This is a genomic window from Niallia sp. FSL M8-0099 (assembly GCF_038006945.1).
Taxonomy (GTDB): domain Bacteria; phylum Bacillota; class Bacilli; order Bacillales; family Cytobacillaceae; genus Niallia; species Niallia circulans.
On sequence record NZ_JBBOWF010000001.1, the window covers coordinates 436,514 to 454,371 of the forward strand.

The window sequence follows — 17,858 nt, forward strand, 5'->3', positions numbered from 1 at the left end:
GAATTTATATTTATCATTAAGTAGAAGGGGCAATCGATAGAGTTTGCTTTTTTTAGGCTGAAAAATCGCCCCTCCACTTTATCTTGTTGGAATGTAGCTTTAACTCGCTTGCTGACCTAAAGCATGGTTCATTTCGACACACATGAGAATAAAAGCACCTGCCCCATGTAAATCGTTCTCGCTAGTAGGACGGGCAATATAGTGTTGATAGTCCCCGATTCCTGTACCAATGCAGATATTACCAATGATTAGATTTCCATTCGTATCATATTTTAATGTATCAATCACACCTTGATAGCCTTTCTGAGCAAATGGCAAATACTTGTCTTCTAGATAGCCTAAACGGACTGCTTTAGCGATGGCATGAACAAACAGGGAAGAGCAAGAGTTTTCCAGCCAGTTGTCGGATAAATGTCCTTTATCAATTACCTGATACCATAAACCGCTGTTCGAATCTTGGTATTTGGTTAAAGCAATTAACAGGTCTTGAAGCATACTTGTTAATGCTTTTTTATCTTTATGGTCTTCAGGGAGGTATTCCAATATTTCCAAGAGAGCTGCAGGGACCCAGCCAATTGCTCTGCCCCAAAATTCTGGAGCGGCTCCAGTAATGGGATCTGCCCATTCGGCAGCTTTGGTTTCATCCCAGCCATGATATAATAAGCCAGTATCTGGATCCTTCGTATGTTTCTCCAGTAATAGTGCTTGGTGTGTGATCATGTCTGCATATTCTGTTTCTCCGAAGGCTTTTGCAAATTGGACGGCAATAGGACCTCCCATATATAATCCGTCCAGCCACATTTGATTTGGATAGTGTTCTTTATGCCAGAATCCTCCAGAGGGATTGCACTTTAAGGTCTTTAATAAGGGAACAATATGATAAAGTGCTTTTTTGTATCGTTCATCGCCTGTTTGTTCATAAAGATTGAAAAGAAGCACACCTGGCTGCATATCATCCAGTTCATCTGTTTTTAATTTGGTGACGCTTCCATCTTCGCGAATATGGCTGTCGACCCATTTCTTTATATAAGTAAAATACTTATCCTTTTTTGTTTCTTTCCAGCATTTCTCCATCCCAGATAAAAAGACTCCTTGATGATAATGAAATCGTTCTGGTGGAAGTTGTTCAGCTTCAAATTTAGTCATTATTGTTTCACAAGCCTTCTCCGCCCATTGGATAGGGGTTAAAGTTTCATTAGCCTTCACATAAGTGCTAGATTCAGAGAATGTCAACCTGATATTCCTCCTTCCTAAATATAAGACTAGGGTAGCACAGAATTATGTACTATTTTTGCGAGAAAATCCAAAAACTTCTTATATCTTGCAATTTTGGGTACGTATAATAAAGATAATAAGGGAAAAAGGGGAGGGGAATAAACTGAGAGATATTTTATTTCATAATGCGGGGGAGACATTCATAGTGTCCCAGCGAAAAGCATTAAGCCATCATATGCCAGCTAATCATTTCCATAGTACATTTGAAATCTATTATTTAATCTCTGGCAAACGGGAATTTTTTATTAAGGATCGTACTATAGTAATTCACCAAGGAGATATTGTTATTATTTCTCCTAATATCCTCCATCGGACAACAAATACAGAAAAGCCAAAACATGAGCGGTTTATAGTTAATATTCATGAAAAACATCTTGCGCAAATAAGTCCTTCTTATCTAGATATTTATCAACCCTTGTTTGAGAATGATTACATTATTGTTAGGTGCACGCTGAATGAGTTACTTACCATAGATAGTCTTTCGCAAAAGGTTATTGAGGAGATTCAAGAGCAAAGACCAGGCTATGAAATATATATCCAAACATTGGTCCTGCAGATGCTTATTATTTGCTGCCGGCATATTAAACAGAATAACACGCAGCCATTAGAATCGCCGAGCCCGATGCATGAGAGAATCTCGGAGGTTGTACGTTATCTCAACAGCCATTATATGAACAAACTCTCGCTTCAATCAGTGGCAGAGAAATTCTATATCAGTCCATATTACTTAAGTCGTTTCTTTAAAGAGGCAACAGGGTTTACCTTTGTAGAGTACTTGAACAGTGTGCGGATTAAAGAGGCGAAGAAGCTATTGGAGAGTTCTTCAATGAAAGTAAACTTAATATCCAAAAAAGTTGGCTTTGGAAGTGTTACCCATTTTGGCAGGGTATTTAAGGAAGTGACTGGGTATGTTCCATTGTATTATAGAAAAATGAAGAGATAGGAAAGGCGATGATACCATCGAAGGAAGGGAGCCATTTTTATGAGGTCAAATCAGATTAGAATTTTTCTTGCGACGGATTCAACTATCCAGAAATTGGAAGATAACAACTATCAAGGAGGCTTGGGAGAGTTCCTTCAAGATTATTTCACAAAGAATGTTCAAATAATGAATCAGGAAATCGGAGGAAAAAGCTCGAAAACCTTTGGCGAGGAAGACAGATTAAAAAGAATAACGGAGGACATAGGTGCAGAAACAATATGAAGCAGCGATTGTCGATGGTGCAGGAGGATTTCAGTGTATCAGCTTTGAGGCAGGGAGGCAGAAGTCCTTTTGCTTCTTTTTTTGTTTTCTCCCTTCCCTTCTACAAAACCTAATCTTGAACAGAATCTCCTCTTAAATTAAACTTAAACTAAATCATCAAGTCCTAGGAGAAAGTAACAATGCAAAAAATCATGATTATCGAAGACGATGTAAAAATCGCAGAACATCTCAGTGCCTACATAAAGAAATATCAATATGAAGTTATCACCGCAATTGATTTTGAAACCATAATGGAGACATTTAGAAGGGAAAAACCAGACCTTGTTCTATTAGACATTAACCTTCCAAGTTTCGATGGTTACTATTGGTGCCGGCAAATTCGCAAAGAATCCCTTTGTCCGGTCATTTTCATTTCAGCAAGAACGGGCGAAATGGATCAAGTAATGGCAATTGAAAATGGTGGGGATGATTTTATTACAAAGCCATTTCATCCTGATATTGTGATGGCGAAAATTAGAAGCCAGCTCCGCCGAGCATATGGGGAATATTCCTTAAAACATGAGGAAAGAGTGCTTCGTGAAGGGGATTTGAGCTTATATCCAGAACGGTTTGAATTACGATTTAAAGACAAAGTAACGCAATTAACGAAAAAAGAAACAGACATTATCGAAAGCTTACTTGATCGCTACCCACGTGTTGCTGGCCGGCAAGATTTATTAGCAAAGCTTTGGGATGATGAAGCATATGTCGACGAGAATACATTGAATGTGAATATCACGCGTGTACGGAAAAAATTTCAAGAGCTAGGGATTGAGGAGGCAGTAGAAACAGTAAGGGGAGCGGGATATCGCTTGCGGCCGACTTGGAAAGAGGAACAAGCATGAAGCTATTTATTCGCGAGCATTTTTTATTTATTATCATACAGCTCATCCAATGTCTTTTGATTCCGTTTATATTTTGGCTGGATGGTTACCGAGGAATTAGAGTATGTCTATATGCTATTTTCTTATCAATCGTATTTTTAACAGTATTTTTACTATATCAATATGTGAGTAGAAGGAAATTTTATCAAAGGCTTGAACATTCAATCGGAACATTAGATGGTTCTTTAGATACGACGGAAGCAAAACCAATTTCCGAAGCTCTCGATCAGTTGCTAATGGTACAGTATCGTTTATACCAAGAAGAAATTCAAAAAGCAGAGGACAGACAAGATGAGCACCTCCTCTTTATGGATCGCTGGGTCCATCAAATGAAGACACCTCTTTCGATTATTGAGCTAACAGCCCAAACACTGGATGAGCCAGAATCATCGAGTATCCGGGAAGAGACAGACCGAATGCGAAACGGGCTGAATACTGTTCTTTATATGGCGAGACTTCGCACCATTGCAGAAGATTTTCAAATTAAGCCTGTCGTTCTTTCTAAGTTAATACATGAGGTGAATCAAGAAAATAAGCGTTTTTATATTCGCAATGAAGTGTATCCGCAATTTAAAGAAGAAAAGCAAGGCATTACAGTAGAAACAGATGAAAAGTGGCTATTCTTTCTCTTGACACAGCTTGTTCATAATGCTGTGAAATATTCGGCAGGGAAAACAAATCATCTCATTATTTCTTTATATGAACAATCAGGAGAAGCTGTCTTGGAGGTGCAAGATTTTGGTGTTGGTATACCAATTGTAGATCAGAAGCGTGTTTTTAATAAATTCTATACAGGAGAAAATGGCCGCAAATATCGAGAATCTACCGGTATGGGGCTTTATTTAGTAAAAGAAGTGGCAGAGAGATTAGAGCATCGTCTGGAATTGGAATCTAAGGTCGGCATAGGTACAACGATAAGGATTATTTTTTCGGATACACAAAACCTTACATCAATGTAAGATTGCTGAAAGCATAATCGATAGTATGCCATATCCTCTACAGGCTATACTTTTACTAGAATTGTTAGAGAGGAGAAGGATTATGCTTAAACTTACAAACGTAAGTAAGGTTTACGAAGGAAAGGTAGCTTACCGTGCCCTTACTGATATTAATTTTGAAATTGACAAAGGTGAATTTGTGGTGATTATGGGGCCGTCTGGAAGTGGAAAAACAACGCTGCTTAATATCATTTCTACGAATGATGGTCCAACTACAGGTGCTGTGGAAATAGAAGGAAAAATGCCTCATAAGCTAAAGAAAAACGCACTAGCTAAGTTTCGCAGAAATGAATTAGGGTTTATCTTTCAGGACTTTAATTTATTGCATACTTTAACAGTGGAAGAAAATATCGTTTTACCATTAACATTGGATGGCTCTCCTGTTAAGGAAATGAAGAGGAAAGCAGAAGAAATTGCTAAGGAATTGGGGATTACAGCGATTTTGAATAAACGCACATATGAAATCTCAGGTGGGCAGGCGCAGCGGGTTGCTATTGCCAGAGCAATGATTCATGAACCAAAGCTATTATTGGCAGATGAGCCCACAGGAAATTTAGATTCAAAAGCAGCAAAAGATGTGATGAATATGCTTGTCTCGATTAATGAAAGGAAACAGACAAGTTTATTAATGGTAACACATGATCCCCAAGCGGCTAGTTATTCTGATAGAGTAGTCTTTATTCGTGATGGAAAGCTACATTCTGAAATACATCGAGGAGATAGTAGACAAGCATTCTTCCAAAAAATAATCGATATGCTTTCGTTGATGGGAGGCGACGGCAATGACTTTTCGTCAGTTCGCGTTTAATAACGTACTTCGTAATAAACGGCTGTATATCGCTTATTTTCTCAGCAGCATGTTTACAGTGATGGTATTCTTCACCTTTGCTATCTTTGCTTTCCATCCAGCCTTTTCTGGTCCCGACATGAATAGTAATGCACTATTTGGTATGGGTGTTGCTGGCGGAATTATTTATATCTTTTCTTTCTTTTTTGTTTTATATTCTATGAGCTCTTTCTTACAATCAAGAAAGAAGGAATTTGGCTTATTAATGATGCTTGGGGCATCTAACCGGCAGATTCGTCTTTTGGTTTTTCTAGAAAATATTCTAATCGGCTTTTTTGCCACAGTGAGTGGGATTCTCGCAGGCTTAGTATTTGCGAAGGTAATTCTTTTGATTGCTGAGAATGTATTAATTATTACAGAATCACTCCATTTTTATTTCCCTACATTGGCAATTGTGGTGACCTTTATTAGTTTTCTGATTCTCTTTTTCTTTATTTCTATCTTTGTTTCCTTTATTCTTCGTACTAATAAGTTGATTGACTTAATCAAAGGGGATAAAAAGTCAAAAGGAGAACCGAAAGCTTCATTATTTCTATCGATTTTAGCAGGATTGCTCTTACTTGTAGGATATGTTATTGCAATTTCTGTAGAGGGAATATTGGTTGTTTACGCGCTGGTTCCAGTTGTTCTCTTAGTAACACTCGGAACCTATCTCTTATTTACTCAACTGAGTGTGTATTTTATCCGCAAGATAAAAAGGAATAAGTCTATTTTTTGGAAAAAAACAAATATGCTCTTGTTTTCCGATTTATCTTTTCGCATGAAAGATAATGCAAGAACCTTTTTCTTGGTGGCGATTATATCAACAGTGGCTTTTAGCGCCATTGGAACACTATATGGTTTCCAATCCTATATAACAAAAGGAATAAAAGAAATAAATCGCTATACTTTTACTTATTCTCCATTGGAAGAGGACAGTGAAGAAGTAATTGCCAAAGATAAGAGTAAAATGAATACGTTAATAGAAAATGAAAAGCTTGATGTGAGCAGTGAAGAGACTCAATTGAATTATTACAAACTAGCTGGGGAAAAGAAGAACGTGTTAATTGCGCGAGCATCTGATTACAATCGTTTTGCCGAGCTAATTGGAGAGACGAAAATTCATCCAAAGGAAGATGAAGCCATTGTTGTAGAACAAAGTGATGCTGTCTTAAAGGAAGGCGGACAGAAACCTAGCAAAAAGCTATTGGAAACGGCCATTCCTTTAAAAGGCGGCCGAGAATTAACGCCTTCTCGAGTAATAGATGCGTCTGTTTTAACAGAAATAACGGCTTATTATGTAGTAAATGATAAAATTTATGATCAGCTGGATGAACCAATAAAAAGCAAGCTAAGTGTTGTATGGCAAGCGAAAGAAGGACAAGAAGACAAAGTCCTTGCAGTTGGGGAACAATTGGATGAGGAATTATCCTATAAAGCTTTTTCTGTCGATTATGCCATATACCAAATCAATAAAGCGTTTGGACCTATTCTGTTTATTGGCTTGTTTATTGGGATTGTATTCTTCGTTTCTGCAGGAAGCTTCCTTTATTTCCGATTATTTACTGATTTAGAGGAAGAAAAGCGCAAATTCCAATCGATTGCCAAAATTGGATTAATGGAGACGGAGTTGAAAAGAGTCGTTACCAGACAAATAGCTCTTTTATTTTTCTCACCGATTATAGTTGCTTTAATTCATGGTTCTGTTGCACTTACTGCCCTATCCAATATGTTTGATTTTAATATTACAAGAGAGGCAGCATTGGTGTTAGGAAGCTTTGCTTTCATACAGATTCTTTATTTCTTAATCGTTCGCTATTTTTATGTAAAACAAGTGAAGAGAATGATTCTTTAATGGATATATTAGTCGGGGCTGAGACAAAACTAAAAAGGATATGCTTAAAGCTGAATAATCATTTGTTGAATTAGAGGAATGATAAATAAAATCTATTTTTGTTTCTCGCCCCATTTTATAAGGTTAGTGAAATGGAGTGGAAGACACTCGACTCCTGCGGGAAATAGAGGAAAGGCTGAGACCCCGCAGCGCAGTGAGGAGGCTCAGCTTCCTCCCCGCGGAAAGCGAGTGACTGGAGCGCAATGGAACGAACTTGTTTTTTAGCTATAAAAAAGATAAATCAGCGAAAAGAAAAAACCGAACTATTACGATGTTTTATTGTATTATAGTTTGGCTTTTTCTTTATGTAAAATTCTTTTGTCCCACCCTCGTTTTTATATAAGGAAAAGGACTGCAGATTTTCGAAAATTCATCTAATTATTATCATTTATGATGTGGTAGTATATTCCATATAGGGATAAAAAGAAGTTGTTTATCTTTGATATAAATAGCTAAAAAAAGAGGATGGTGGTTGGCTTCAGGCCTTAGGAGTGACTATAATCGAAGCTTATTTCCTTGTTGGCAGCTTTTTCTGTTTTTATTACAGGCTTAAATGGAAGGATCGCACGGAATGGAAATTTAATTTCCCCATCACAATTGGGATTCTACTCTTCTTATTTGCAGCTTTTAGTTATTTTGATTTTATGCTTGGCAGAATAATAGTAGGTATACCGGGGATTATTTTGATAGTGGGTAATAAGTATTTTCTTAAACGAAAACTTTGAAACCTTTCAACATTGTTAGTAAAATCCCAGATTTGTCTATGGAATGATTAGAGACGGAATTTAGAGGCCTGTGGAGGTAAAATACTTGAAAACCTATCAGTTTGAAAACAATATCCCCACCTTAACTGAATATAGATCTTTGTGTGAATCAGTAGGATGGGCAAATTTTATGAATTTTGACGTGGCCGAAACCTCATTAAGGAATTCGCTATACTGCATTACTGTAAAGGATAAGGAACAAATTATTGGGATGGGCAGAATAGTCGGTGATGGAGCGATTTATTTTTATATTCAAGATATAGTGGTCCATCCAGATTATCAGAAAAATGGGATTGGAAAAGAAATAATGGCGCTTTTAGTTGAATATTTGAAATCGAATGCCCCAGACAAAGCGTTTGTTGGTTTGTTTGCTTCACAAGGTAAAGAAACGTTCTATGAGAAATATAATTTTAAGGACTTCTCCCCAAATATGACAGGAATGTTTACTGTGATTTCCAAAAAATAGACATCAAAAGCACCTGCTAGCAGGTGCTTTTGATAAAGCTGCATTCTTTTTTATACACCAGGGAACCAGCCGGGTGCATTGATAATGGCATTCCAGAGTGGATCTGGAATGACGAGTTCTTTTTGTTTTTCTTTATTCAGTGTTGTAGCAATTGTATCTTCTTTTCCTTCCGCTAGCTTTTGTACCCAATGTGGTTCGATAATAAGGCCTCTACCTAATGCCAGCAAAGATACTCCTGTTTGTAATGCTTTTTGAGCATCCTCTGCAGTATAAATAGAGCCAACGCCAATTAACGGTACACGATTATGGATGGTTTCAAGTAAATAGGCAATACGAGTTTTGGATATATCCTCTACTCCTCTTCTTGGTGTTGAATGGAAATCCTGAAGAGATACATGTAAGTAATCCAGTCCTTTATCGGCAAGTTTATCCACTAGAGCAAGGGTATCGTCCATGGTAATTCCAGGTGTTTCAGGCTCCTCAGGAGAAAAACGATAACCAACAATGAAAGGAGAGGCAGCATGTTTTTCGACTATACTTTTAACCTTATCAATAATGGCTAAAGGAAAAGTCATTCGTTTTTCAAGGCTTCCACCAAAGCGATCTTCACGGCGGTTAGAATGAGGAGAGAAAAATTGTTGAATAAGATATCCATTTGCTCCATGAATCTCTACTCCATCATAACCAGCTTCAATAGCACGGCGAGTTGTTTCTCCGAAAGCATCGATAATAGCTTCGACTTCAGCTTCTGATAATTCTCTTGGAATAGCATTTCCTTCTCCTTCAGCAGGAATATTACTAGCACTCACGACATCTCCATTTACTAAGTCAGGAGGGCACATTCGTCCACCGTGGAAAATTTGCAGAACTGCTTTTGCGCCTTGTTTTTTAATACTAGAAGCTAATTTTGTTAAGCTAGGAATAAATTCGTCGCTATAGGCAGCAAATTCCCCAGGAAATCCTTGACCATTACGCGTAACATTTGTACAAGCAGTAATAACCATGCTAACTCCAGCTGATCGATGTGCATAATAATCAACTTCTTCTGCTGTGACTGTTCCATCTTGATTAGAAGAGAAATTAGTCATGGGAGCCATAACGACTCGATTTTTAAGGGTTACACCATTAGGTAGTGTAAAAGAAGATAAAAGCTCATTGTTATTCATCTATTATTTTCTCCTTTTAAAAGTATTAGTGTCATTATATAGTAACAAATACTTTGGATAAATTTTTATGCTTACATAGTTTTTCCGTTTTATTTTAGGAATAAACAAAGGCAGCTTGTCTCAAGATTTTAAAAAATATCAAATTGACAGTAGAAATTACCTATGATAGACTGATTTTAAAGGATTGTTACCGCTTTATTGTGGGCTATACCTATTTTTTGTTGTAGTGAAAGAAAATAAAAGAATAGGGACTATCTTATGAACGTATGGAAAGTAATTAATAATAATATCGTATTGTCTAGGAATGATGATAATCAAGAAGTTGTCATTATGGGTAAAGGGCTTGGCTTTAAGAAAAAAGCAGGTGATGCTATTGATGAATCGAAGATTGAGAATATGTATCTCAGTTCAAAAGAGTGGAGCGTCAATAAATTAACTCAAATGCTTTCTTCTATTCCGATGGAACATATTCAAGTGGCAAATGAAATCATCAGCTTTGCAAAAGTATCGCTTGGAAAAAAATTAAGCGAAAATATCTTCTTAACATTAACCGATCATATCAGTTATGCAATTGAGCGCTATGAGAATGGCATGGAAATTAAGAATGCTCTTCTTTGGGAGATTAAAAGATTTTATAATCATGAATTCTTAATTGGGAAAGAAGCGTTATCGATTGTAAAAAACAGACTCGGTGTTGACTTGCCGGAAGATGAGGCTGGATTTATCGCCTTGCATATTGTGAATGCGGAGCTTGATATGGGTCAAGTAAGCAAAGTATCAGAAATGGCAAAGGTTATCCAGAATATTCTTAATATTGTAAAGTATCACTTCAAAATTGATTTAGACGAGTATTCCTTAAATTATGAACGATTTATCACCCACTTGAAATTTTTCTTTCAACGAATGTTTAGTGGGGTTAAATTGGATGATGCCGGAACGTCTAGTTTTATTTTTATGCTGAAGGAAAAGTATACAGATGAGTATGCTTGTGCTCTGAAAATTAGAGAGTACATTAAGAAAGAATTTGGAAGAGAATTAGAAGAAGATGAGTTAATCTACCTGACGATTCATATAAAAAGAATAACTAGTGATTAGGATTGTTACTGATAATGCAGGCTATACCTAAATGAACCTCTAACTGTTTGTGAGGTTTCATTTAGGTATTTTTTTATTCCTTTTAAACTACAACTACAACAAATATTTTTTAGCTTATAAAAATAATGGAGGGCAAACCAAATGAATTATCAAGATTTGGCTAAAGTGATTATCGATAAAGTTGGTGGTGAAAAAAATGTTAAAAGTTTAACTCACTGTGCTACACGGTTACGATTTAATTTAAAGGACGATCAGAAACCAGACGAAAAAACATTGAAAAGTACGCCAGGAATAATGGGAGTAGTTAATAAAGGTGGACAATACCAAGTCATTATTGGCAGTGATGTTGGAAATGTCTATAAAGAAATTATTACACAAACTAATATTGCTAATGATGAAGCTAAGAGTGAGGGAGAAGATAAGCGTTCTGCTTTTGCAAAGGTCATCGATACGATAACAGGAATCTTCACCCCGATTCTCCCAGCGATTACAGCGGCAGGGATGCTAAAAGCAGTACTTTCTATATTAGTAGTGTTTAAAGTTTTAACAACAGAAAGCCAAAGTTATCAGATTATTAATTTCATGGCAGATGCAGCTTTCTATTTTTTACCTATCTTACTAGCTGTCTCATCTGCTCAAAAGTTCAAAGCCAACCCATTTTTGGCGATGATGGTAGGGGGAATCTTGCTGCATCCTAACTTTGTGGCAATGGTAAATATCGCGAAAGAAGGCGGAGAAGCCATTAAACTAATGGGACTTCCTATTTCGGCCGTTTCCTATTCTTCTTCTGTTATCCCGATTATTCTTTCCGTTTGGTTTATGTCTTATATTGAACCACTTGCAGATAAAGTTTCACCGAAAGCAATTAAGTTCTTTAGTAAACCAATGATTACTATTTTTATAGTAGGAACAGCAAGTTTAGTAGTATTAGGACCAATCGGTTATTTAATCAGTGATGCTATCTCAAACGGAATCACCGCATTAGAATCTGTAAGTCCATGGATCGTGCCGTTATTGGTTGGTACATTTAGTCCATTACTTGTGGCAACTGGTACGCACTATGGTCTAGTGCCAATTGGAATTAACAATCGTATGACAACTGGTTATGATACCGTGATTTATCCAGGTATGCTTGCATCGAACGTGAGTCAAGGGGCTGCGGCTATTGGGGTTGGTGTTAAGTCAAAAGATAGTACAATTAAACAATTAGCTTATTCTGCTGGTCTAACTGGTTTGTTTGGTATTACAGAACCAGCTTTATATGGAGTAAACTTACGCTTTAAGACACCTTTATATGCTGCTATGATTGGTGGAGCAGCAGGCGGGCTATTCATGGGTATTTGTAGAGTCCGTAACTTTTCTGGCGGTTCACCTGGTCTATTAACATTACCTAGTTATATTGGAGATAATACACTAAGTTTCTTCTATTATGCATGTATTGGGGCAGCTATTAGTATTGTTGTAACATTTATTGCGACATTAATTTTATACAAAGACCCTGTTGCAGAAGAAAAAGAGGAAGCTGACGAATCAACAACAAAGGAAACACCTAATTTGAGTATCGGTGGTGCAACAATCGTATCTCCGCTGCAAGGAAATTTACACAGCTTAAAATATGTAGATGATGGTATGTTTTCTGAGGAAATATTAGGACAAGGTGTAGCCATTGAACCAGCCGAAGGGACTGTGCTTTCCCCTGTAAATGGAATAGTTAGTGCGACATTTGAATCAAAACACGCTATTGGTATTACTAGTGAAGACGGAGTGGAGCTATTGATTCATGTAGGGATCGATACGGTTCAATTGAATGGAGAAGGATATGAATATTTTGTTGAGAAAGGACAAGAAATTCAAATAGGAGACAAATTGATTCAATTTGATTTAGAGGGAATCAAAGCAAAAGGATATAAGGTAATTACACCTGTTGTTATTACAAATTCAGCAGAAGTAGGAGATATTCTAATTGCAAATGAAGGTCCCATTCACTTTGGTGAAGAAGTAATAAAAGTAATGAAATAGGAGGAACAAACAATGGGATTTAGAAAAGATTTTTTATGGGGCGGTGCGACCGCAGCGAATCAATGTGAAGGCGGATTTAATGAAGGTGGCAGAGGTCTAGCAAATGTGGACGTTATTCCAACTGGTCCTGATCGCAGAAGTATTATTACGGGTAAAAAGAAGATGTATTCTTTTGAGGAAGGTTATTTTTATCCTGCGAAAGAAGCAATTGATATGTATCATCGTTATAAAGAAGATATTGCTTTGTTCGGGGAAATGGGCTTTAAAACCTATCGATTATCGATTGCGTGGAGCCGCATTTTTCCAAAAGGGGATGAAACGGAGCCGAATGAAGAGGGACTACAGTTTTATGAAGATCTATTTAATGAATGTCATAAATATGGAATCGAACCGTTAGTGACAATTACTCACTTTGATTGCCCGATGCATTTAATTGAGGAGTATGGCGGATGGAGAAATCGAAAGCTGATTGATTTTTATAAACGTTTATGCACTGTATTATTTACTCGCTATAAAGGGCTTGTTAAATACTGGCTTACTTTTAATGAAATTAATATGATTCTGCATGCTCCGTTTCTTGGCGCAGGACTATGCTTTGAAGAAGGAGAAAATGAGGAGCAAATAAAATACCAAGCTGCCCATCATGAATTGGTAGCTAGTGCGGAAGCAACAAAAATCGCCCATGAAATTGATCCGGAGAATAAGATAGGATGTATGCTGGCAGCTGCAAGTTACTATCCTTATAGCTGCCGACCAGAAGATGTTTGGGAAGGAAAGCAAAAGGATAGAGGCAATTACTTTTTCATTGATGTTCAATCAAAAGGTGCCTACCCAGCTTATGCACTCAAAGCATTAGAGAGAAAAGGCATTGAGGTAGAAATGACTGCAGAAGATTTAGAGGTTTTGAAAAATCACACGGTTGATTTTATCTCCTTCTCTTATTATGCTTCTCGTGTTGCGGCAGCTGAAGACTCTGATGTGGAAAAGACAGCGGGCAATCTGTTCCCTACTGTTAAAAACCCCTATCTTCAATCCAGCGAATGGGGATGGCAGATTGACCCATTAGGCTTACGCATCACGATGAATGATTTATATGATCGTTACCAAAAACCTTTATTTATTGTAGAAAATGGTCTTGGTGCAGTCGATACACCAGATGAATCTGGGTATGTAGAAGACGATTATCGCATTGAGTATCTTGCTGCACATATTCAAGCGATGAAGGAAGCAGTCGACGAAGATGGTGTCGATCTGCTTGGCTACACAAGCTGGGGATGCATTGATTTGGTATCAGCAGGAACTGGCGAAATGAAAAAACGCTATGGTTTTATCTACGTGGACCGCGATAATGAAGGAAATGGCACTTTAAATAGAGCAAAGAAAAAATCGTTTCATTGGTATAAAAAAGTAATAGCTTCCAACGGGGAAGACTTAACCAACGAATAATAATGATAGTTTACAATGCGTGCAAGAATTTCTTGTACGCATTCTTTTTTTAGAAGGGAGGGAGCAGGATGGAGAGTCATAAGTAAAATAGATGATTTTCCATTCATCATACTCATATGACGAGTAAACGGGGAAAGGGAACCTAAATCAGCAATCTTCTTGCATTTTTATTTGAATATTTTAAAAATTAACACAGTTGTTATTTACAAACAATAAATAGAAGTTTATCATATCCCATATAAAGTTAATAGAAAATGAGGAGAGATCCATGTAGAGTATAAGCTTAGTGACAAGAGGTGAGTTCATTGAAACTAATACCCCCGAAAACCAAAAGAAAGATAGAATTTCTGCCAATGGGAGAACAAATTTTAATCGTCCAGTTTGAGGGAATTTTATCAATTGAAAACAACCAGATGGTGCAGCATGTGGCTGAAGTGATCAAGTCTTTAAACATTCGCGGTGTTAAAGATATTGTTAAGGGTATGTGCAATTTCTCGATATTATATGATCCGCTGCTAATAAATTTTGAGCAATTAAAAGATAAGCTTAGCGATATTGATTTTACAGAAGTTAGCGGACGAGAGCAAGAATCACGGATGGTTCATATTCCAGTCGTTTTTGATGAACAGTATGGTCTTGATTTACCTGAGTTAGCAAAGAAGTTGGCTTTAAGTGAAGAGGAAATCATCGAAATAATAACTTCAAATGCCTATTATGTCTATATGATTGGATTTATTGCAGGCTTGCCATATATGGGAAATCTAGATAAACGAATGGCTGTTCCTAGAAAATCAAATCCAAGAGTAAAAGTGCCCAAAGGTGCGGTTGCTATCGCTGACAAAATGACTTCTATTTACACAGTCGAATCTCCAGGAGGTTGGCACTTAGTCGGATGGACACCAATGGATATTTTTGATGGGACAAAGAATCCTCCTAACCTTATCAAAGCAGGAGATTATGTTAAATATGAGCCTATTTCAGCTGAAGTCGCCCAAAATTGGAACAGTCAAGTACAAAAAGAGTGGAATCAATTATGGAATATATAAAGTGTTTAAAACCAGGCTTATTAACAACCATCCAAGATTTAGGGAGACCATCTTATCAGTCATTTGGTGTTTCAGTTTCTGGTGCGATGGATCCTCTTTCCTTGAAGCTGGCTAATATTATCGTCGGCAATCCACCTGACTATGCTGCTTTAGAAATAACATTATTAGGACCAGAAATACTTTTCAAAGGAGAAGGGATTATAGCGGTTACTGGAGCAGATTTATCGCCAGCATTAAATGGAAAAGCAATCCCTATGTGGAGAGCTATCCATATCGAAGATGGAGCTATTTTGAAGTTTGGAAAAGGGAAAAATGGCTGTCGCAGCTATCTTGCTATCCTTGGCGGGATAGATGTTCCAGCAGTAATGGGAAGTAAAGCAACTTTTATTCGCGGAAGATATGGAGGAATAGAAGGAAGAGCTCTTCAAAGTAATGATTATATTCCAATAGGACCGTTCCATCCTAAGTGGATGAATGAGGTGAAAAATCGGAGAATCCCAGGCTGTTATATTCCGAATTTTTCAAATGAAGTGGTTAGATTTGTGTGGGGGCCGCATGATAGGGAATTTGAAGAAGAGTCGAAGGAGATATTTGTAAAAGGATTTTATCAAGTGACTAATCAATCAGATCGAATGGGATACCGTCTTAATGGAGATCCGCTAGTACATAAGAAGTCTGCAGATATACTTAGTGAATTTGCAGCACCAGGAACAATCCAAGTCCCGGCAAATGGTAAGCCCATTATTTTGATGGCAGATTGCCAAATGTCTGGTGGTTATACAAAAATCGGTATGGTCATAGGCACAGATATTCCCCTGGTAGCTCAGAAAAAGCCTGGTGATGCTATTAAATTTCAACCTATATCAATATTACAAGCTCAACAAGAATGGAAAAGGCAAATGAGATGGTTATCTATATTAGCTGCAAATAATCTACATTTAAACCGGAAAACAGCAATTTGAAAAATTGGGCTAGAAGATAATTTTTTGATATAAAATACACTATCCTTCATATGAATAAATGACAGTACTTTATTATAAAAAATACTTATTTTAAAAAAGTGAGCTTTATTAGTGAAATATTCCACGTTTCATAATACAATATGAAAGTATGCTTCCTTCTTTGAAAGAAGCATTTTTTTCAGGTCATTATTCAAATAAATAATAAATATTTCATATGGAAAGGCGATGAAAAGTTGAATTCATTAACCAAAACGAAACGATTACAAATTGCTTTTCTATTGGGATCTCTTTCCCTATTAGGTCCATTTACAATAGACACATATCTGCCGGCATTTCCAACAATCGTTGAGGAGTTTCATACGAATGCATCCTTAGTTCAAGTTAGTTTGACAACATGCTTGTTAGGGCTTGCTTTCGGGCAGTTAATTATTGGACCAATGAGTGATGTTCAAGGACGTCGCAAACCGTTGCTTACATTTCTTGGCTTATATTTACTATCTTCGTTAATATGTGCAATCGCACCAAATATTTATATGCTGATAGGTGCTCGCTTTATCCAAGGCTTTGCAGCAGCAGGAGGCCTTGTTATTTCAAGAGCAGTCGTTCGCGATCTTTATAGTGGAAGAGAGCTGACGAAGTTTTTCGCAACATTAATGTTAATCGGAAACCTTGGTCCAATTGTAGCACCAATTATAGGCGGAGCTATTCTTTCTTTCGCGAGTTGGAAAGTAGTTTTTCTTGTATTAACCTGTGTTGGAATTATTTTGACTTTAGTCGTTGCTTTTAAATTGGAAGAAACATTACCAGTGGAAAAGCGTGTACCAAGCAATATTAAAAAAGTAGTCTCGAATTTCGGTTCTTTACTGAAAGACCGTGAATTTGCCGGCTATGCCTTTACACAAGGTTTCACAACGGCAGGGATCTTTGCCTACGTATCTGGTATTTCCTTTGTCTATCAAAATATTTATGGCGTTTCCCCACAAGTATTTAGTTTATTGTTTGGCTTAAATGGAATTGGTTTAATTATTGGAACACAAATTGTTGGCCGCTTATCGAGATTTTCAGAGAAAACATTCTTGAAGAGTGGTTTAGCTCTTTCCATGTCTGCATCGATTTTATTAGTAATTGCTATTTTAGTGCATGCACCATTAGTGGCAGTAGCAATTCCTATTTTCCTTTTCGTTACCTCCATTAGTATTATTGGAACCTCGTCTTTTTCATTGGCGATGGAAACAAAAGGGCATATGGCTGGAAGTGCATCTGCGCTATTAGGTCTATTACCGTTCTTACTAGGCTCTTTAACAGCACCACTAGTAGGAATCGGCGGAGAACATACCGCTGTACCGATGGGAGTTATCATTTTCGCATCAAGCTTACTAGCATTCTTGTCTTATTATATATTGGTTCGTAAATCATCGGTAAAGATGAATACACCTAAACATATTACGCATAATTAGTATGTTTTCTGCAAACAGGCACCTTCAAATAGAGAGGGTGCCTGTTTTTTGTGCAGTGAATGAGATGAGGCTGTGACAATTGTATCGGAATTTCTTGATTGCTGTTTTCCGTTTTAAATAAGTTTCATCACACCATTAGCAAGGCACGATTTTATTGTTTATTTAGATTCGTTAATTTAAAAAAATGTAGTTGAGTAGATGATCATCTTGAAGAAAAAATGAACGAAAAAAATCATTTAAATGACTATTTTCTATATAAAAAAGCCATAATGTCAACTTTCGTTCATTTCATTGAACTAATTGGTGCATGGTGATAG

General features: G+C 37.0%; 15 protein-coding genes. 13 read left to right on the forward strand and 2 right to left on the reverse strand.

What is annotated here, in order from left to right:
• Positions 1-99: 99 nt before the first annotated feature.
• Positions 100-1,233 carry a glycoside hydrolase family 88/105 protein gene (locus NSQ92_RS02040; RefSeq protein WP_341152330.1) on the reverse strand — a complete coding sequence of 378 codons (1,134 nt, stop codon included), beginning with the start codon at positions 1,231-1,233 and terminating at the stop codon, positions 100-102.
• A gap of 187 nt (positions 1,234-1,420) precedes the next feature.
• Between NSQ92_RS02040 and NSQ92_RS02045 the strand changes: the two genes are divergently transcribed.
• The 7 genes from NSQ92_RS02045 to NSQ92_RS02075 all read left to right on the forward strand — a co-directional run bounded on the left by NSQ92_RS02045 (position 1,421) and on the right by NSQ92_RS02075 (position 8,350).
• Entirely contained in the window at positions 1,421-2,218 is a 798-nt protein-coding gene (locus tag NSQ92_RS02045) for a helix-turn-helix transcriptional regulator (RefSeq protein WP_341152331.1), read from the forward strand.
• 39 nt (positions 2,219-2,257) lie between these two features.
• Positions 2,258-2,479, forward strand: coding sequence for a hypothetical protein (locus NSQ92_RS02050; protein WP_341152332.1), 222 nt, complete (start codon positions 2,258-2,260; stop codon positions 2,477-2,479).
• Between the two features lie 179 nt (positions 2,480-2,658).
• Positions 2,659-3,363 carry a response regulator transcription factor gene (locus tag NSQ92_RS02055; RefSeq protein WP_095259454.1) on the forward strand — a complete coding sequence of 235 codons (705 nt, stop codon included), beginning with the start codon at positions 2,659-2,661 and terminating at the stop codon, positions 3,361-3,363.
• Entirely contained in the window at positions 3,360-4,361 is a 1,002-nt protein-coding gene (locus NSQ92_RS02060; RefSeq protein WP_341151982.1) for a sensor histidine kinase, read from the forward strand. Before NSQ92_RS02055 ends, NSQ92_RS02060 begins: the two co-directional genes overlap by 4 nt.
• A gap of 82 nt (positions 4,362-4,443) precedes the next feature.
• On the forward strand, positions 4,444-5,208 hold the full coding sequence (locus NSQ92_RS02065; RefSeq protein ID WP_095320993.1) for an ABC transporter ATP-binding protein: 765 nt from the start codon (positions 4,444-4,446) through the stop codon (positions 5,206-5,208).
• The gene (locus NSQ92_RS02070; RefSeq protein WP_341152333.1) at positions 5,183-7,081 is read left to right on the forward strand and encodes an ABC transporter permease; all 1,899 of its coding nucleotides are present in this window, start codon (positions 5,183-5,185) and stop codon (positions 7,079-7,081) included. Before NSQ92_RS02065 ends, NSQ92_RS02070 begins: the two co-directional genes overlap by 26 nt.
• An 849-nt stretch (positions 7,082-7,930) precedes the next feature.
• A complete protein-coding gene (locus NSQ92_RS02075) occupies positions 7,931-8,350 on the forward strand; it encodes a GNAT family N-acetyltransferase (RefSeq protein ID WP_341132169.1) in 420 nt (139 codons plus the stop codon).
• Positions 8,351-8,400: 50 nt separating this feature from the next.
• Here NSQ92_RS02075 and NSQ92_RS02080 read toward each other — a convergent pair whose 3' ends face one another.
• Positions 8,401-9,516 carry an NADH-dependent flavin oxidoreductase gene (locus tag NSQ92_RS02080; RefSeq protein ID WP_251688586.1) on the reverse strand — a complete coding sequence of 372 codons (1,116 nt, stop codon included), beginning with the start codon at positions 9,514-9,516 and terminating at the stop codon, positions 8,401-8,403.
• Between the two features lie 258 nt (positions 9,517-9,774).
• Here NSQ92_RS02080 and licT point away from each other — a divergent pair, with 258 nt between their 5' ends.
• From licT to NSQ92_RS02110, 6 genes are all read left to right on the forward strand, one after another.
• Positions 9,775-10,611: a BglG family transcription antiterminator LicT gene (gene licT, locus NSQ92_RS02085; protein WP_047943265.1), complete on the forward strand. Its 837-nt coding sequence runs from the start codon at positions 9,775-9,777 to the stop codon at positions 10,609-10,611.
• Positions 10,612-10,752: 141 nt separating this feature from the next.
• Positions 10,753-12,630, forward strand: coding sequence for a beta-glucoside-specific PTS transporter subunit IIABC (locus NSQ92_RS02090; RefSeq protein WP_095322966.1), 1,878 nt, complete (start codon positions 10,753-10,755; stop codon positions 12,628-12,630).
• 12 nt (positions 12,631-12,642) lie between these two features.
• Positions 12,643-14,076 (forward strand): 6-phospho-beta-glucosidase, encoded by a 1,434-nt coding sequence (locus NSQ92_RS02095; RefSeq protein ID WP_047943263.1) that lies wholly within the window; start codon positions 12,643-12,645, stop codon positions 14,074-14,076.
• Positions 14,077-14,381: 305 nt separating this feature from the next.
• The gene (gene pxpB / locus NSQ92_RS02100) at positions 14,382-15,122 is read left to right on the forward strand and encodes a 5-oxoprolinase subunit PxpB (protein WP_236691801.1); all 741 of its coding nucleotides are present in this window, start codon (positions 14,382-14,384) and stop codon (positions 15,120-15,122) included.
• Positions 15,110-16,084, forward strand: a complete 975-nt coding sequence (locus NSQ92_RS02105) for a 5-oxoprolinase subunit C family protein (RefSeq protein ID WP_047943262.1) — start codon at positions 15,110-15,112, stop codon at positions 16,082-16,084. The genes pxpB and NSQ92_RS02105 overlap by 13 nt, the downstream gene beginning before the upstream one ends.
• A 233-nt stretch (positions 16,085-16,317) precedes the next feature.
• Positions 16,318-17,541: a Bcr/CflA family multidrug efflux MFS transporter gene (locus tag NSQ92_RS02110; RefSeq protein WP_047943261.1), complete on the forward strand. Its 1,224-nt coding sequence runs from the start codon at positions 16,318-16,320 to the stop codon at positions 17,539-17,541.
• The last annotated feature ends 317 nt before the right edge of the window (positions 17,542-17,858 follow it).

Bases quoted from the DNA above. Each gene is read 5' to 3' on its own strand.
- NSQ92_RS02090 (WP_095322966.1), top strand. From the start codon at position 10,753: ATGAATTATCAAGATTTGGCTAAAGTGATTATCGATAAAGTTGGTGGT.
- NSQ92_RS02080 (WP_251688586.1), bottom strand. From the start codon at position 9,516: ATGAATAACAATGAGCTTTTATCTTCTTTTACACTACCTAATGGTGTA.
- NSQ92_RS02105 (WP_047943262.1), top strand. From the start codon at position 15,110: ATGGAATATATAAAGTGTTTAAAACCAGGCTTATTAACAACCATCCAA.
- NSQ92_RS02070 (WP_341152333.1), top strand. From the start codon at position 5,183: ATGACTTTTCGTCAGTTCGCGTTTAATAACGTACTTCGTAATAAACGG.
- NSQ92_RS02060 (WP_341151982.1), top strand. From the start codon at position 3,360: ATGAAGCTATTTATTCGCGAGCATTTTTTATTTATTATCATACAGCTC.
- licT (WP_047943265.1), top strand. From the start codon at position 9,775: ATGAACGTATGGAAAGTAATTAATAATAATATCGTATTGTCTAGGAAT.
- NSQ92_RS02055 (WP_095259454.1), top strand. From the start codon at position 2,659: ATGCAAAAAATCATGATTATCGAAGACGATGTAAAAATCGCAGAACAT.
- NSQ92_RS02050 (WP_341152332.1), top strand. From the start codon at position 2,258: ATGAGGTCAAATCAGATTAGAATTTTTCTTGCGACGGATTCAACTATC.
- NSQ92_RS02095 (WP_047943263.1), top strand. From the start codon at position 12,643: ATGGGATTTAGAAAAGATTTTTTATGGGGCGGTGCGACCGCAGCGAAT.
- NSQ92_RS02065 (WP_095320993.1), top strand. From the start codon at position 4,444: ATGCTTAAACTTACAAACGTAAGTAAGGTTTACGAAGGAAAGGTAGCT.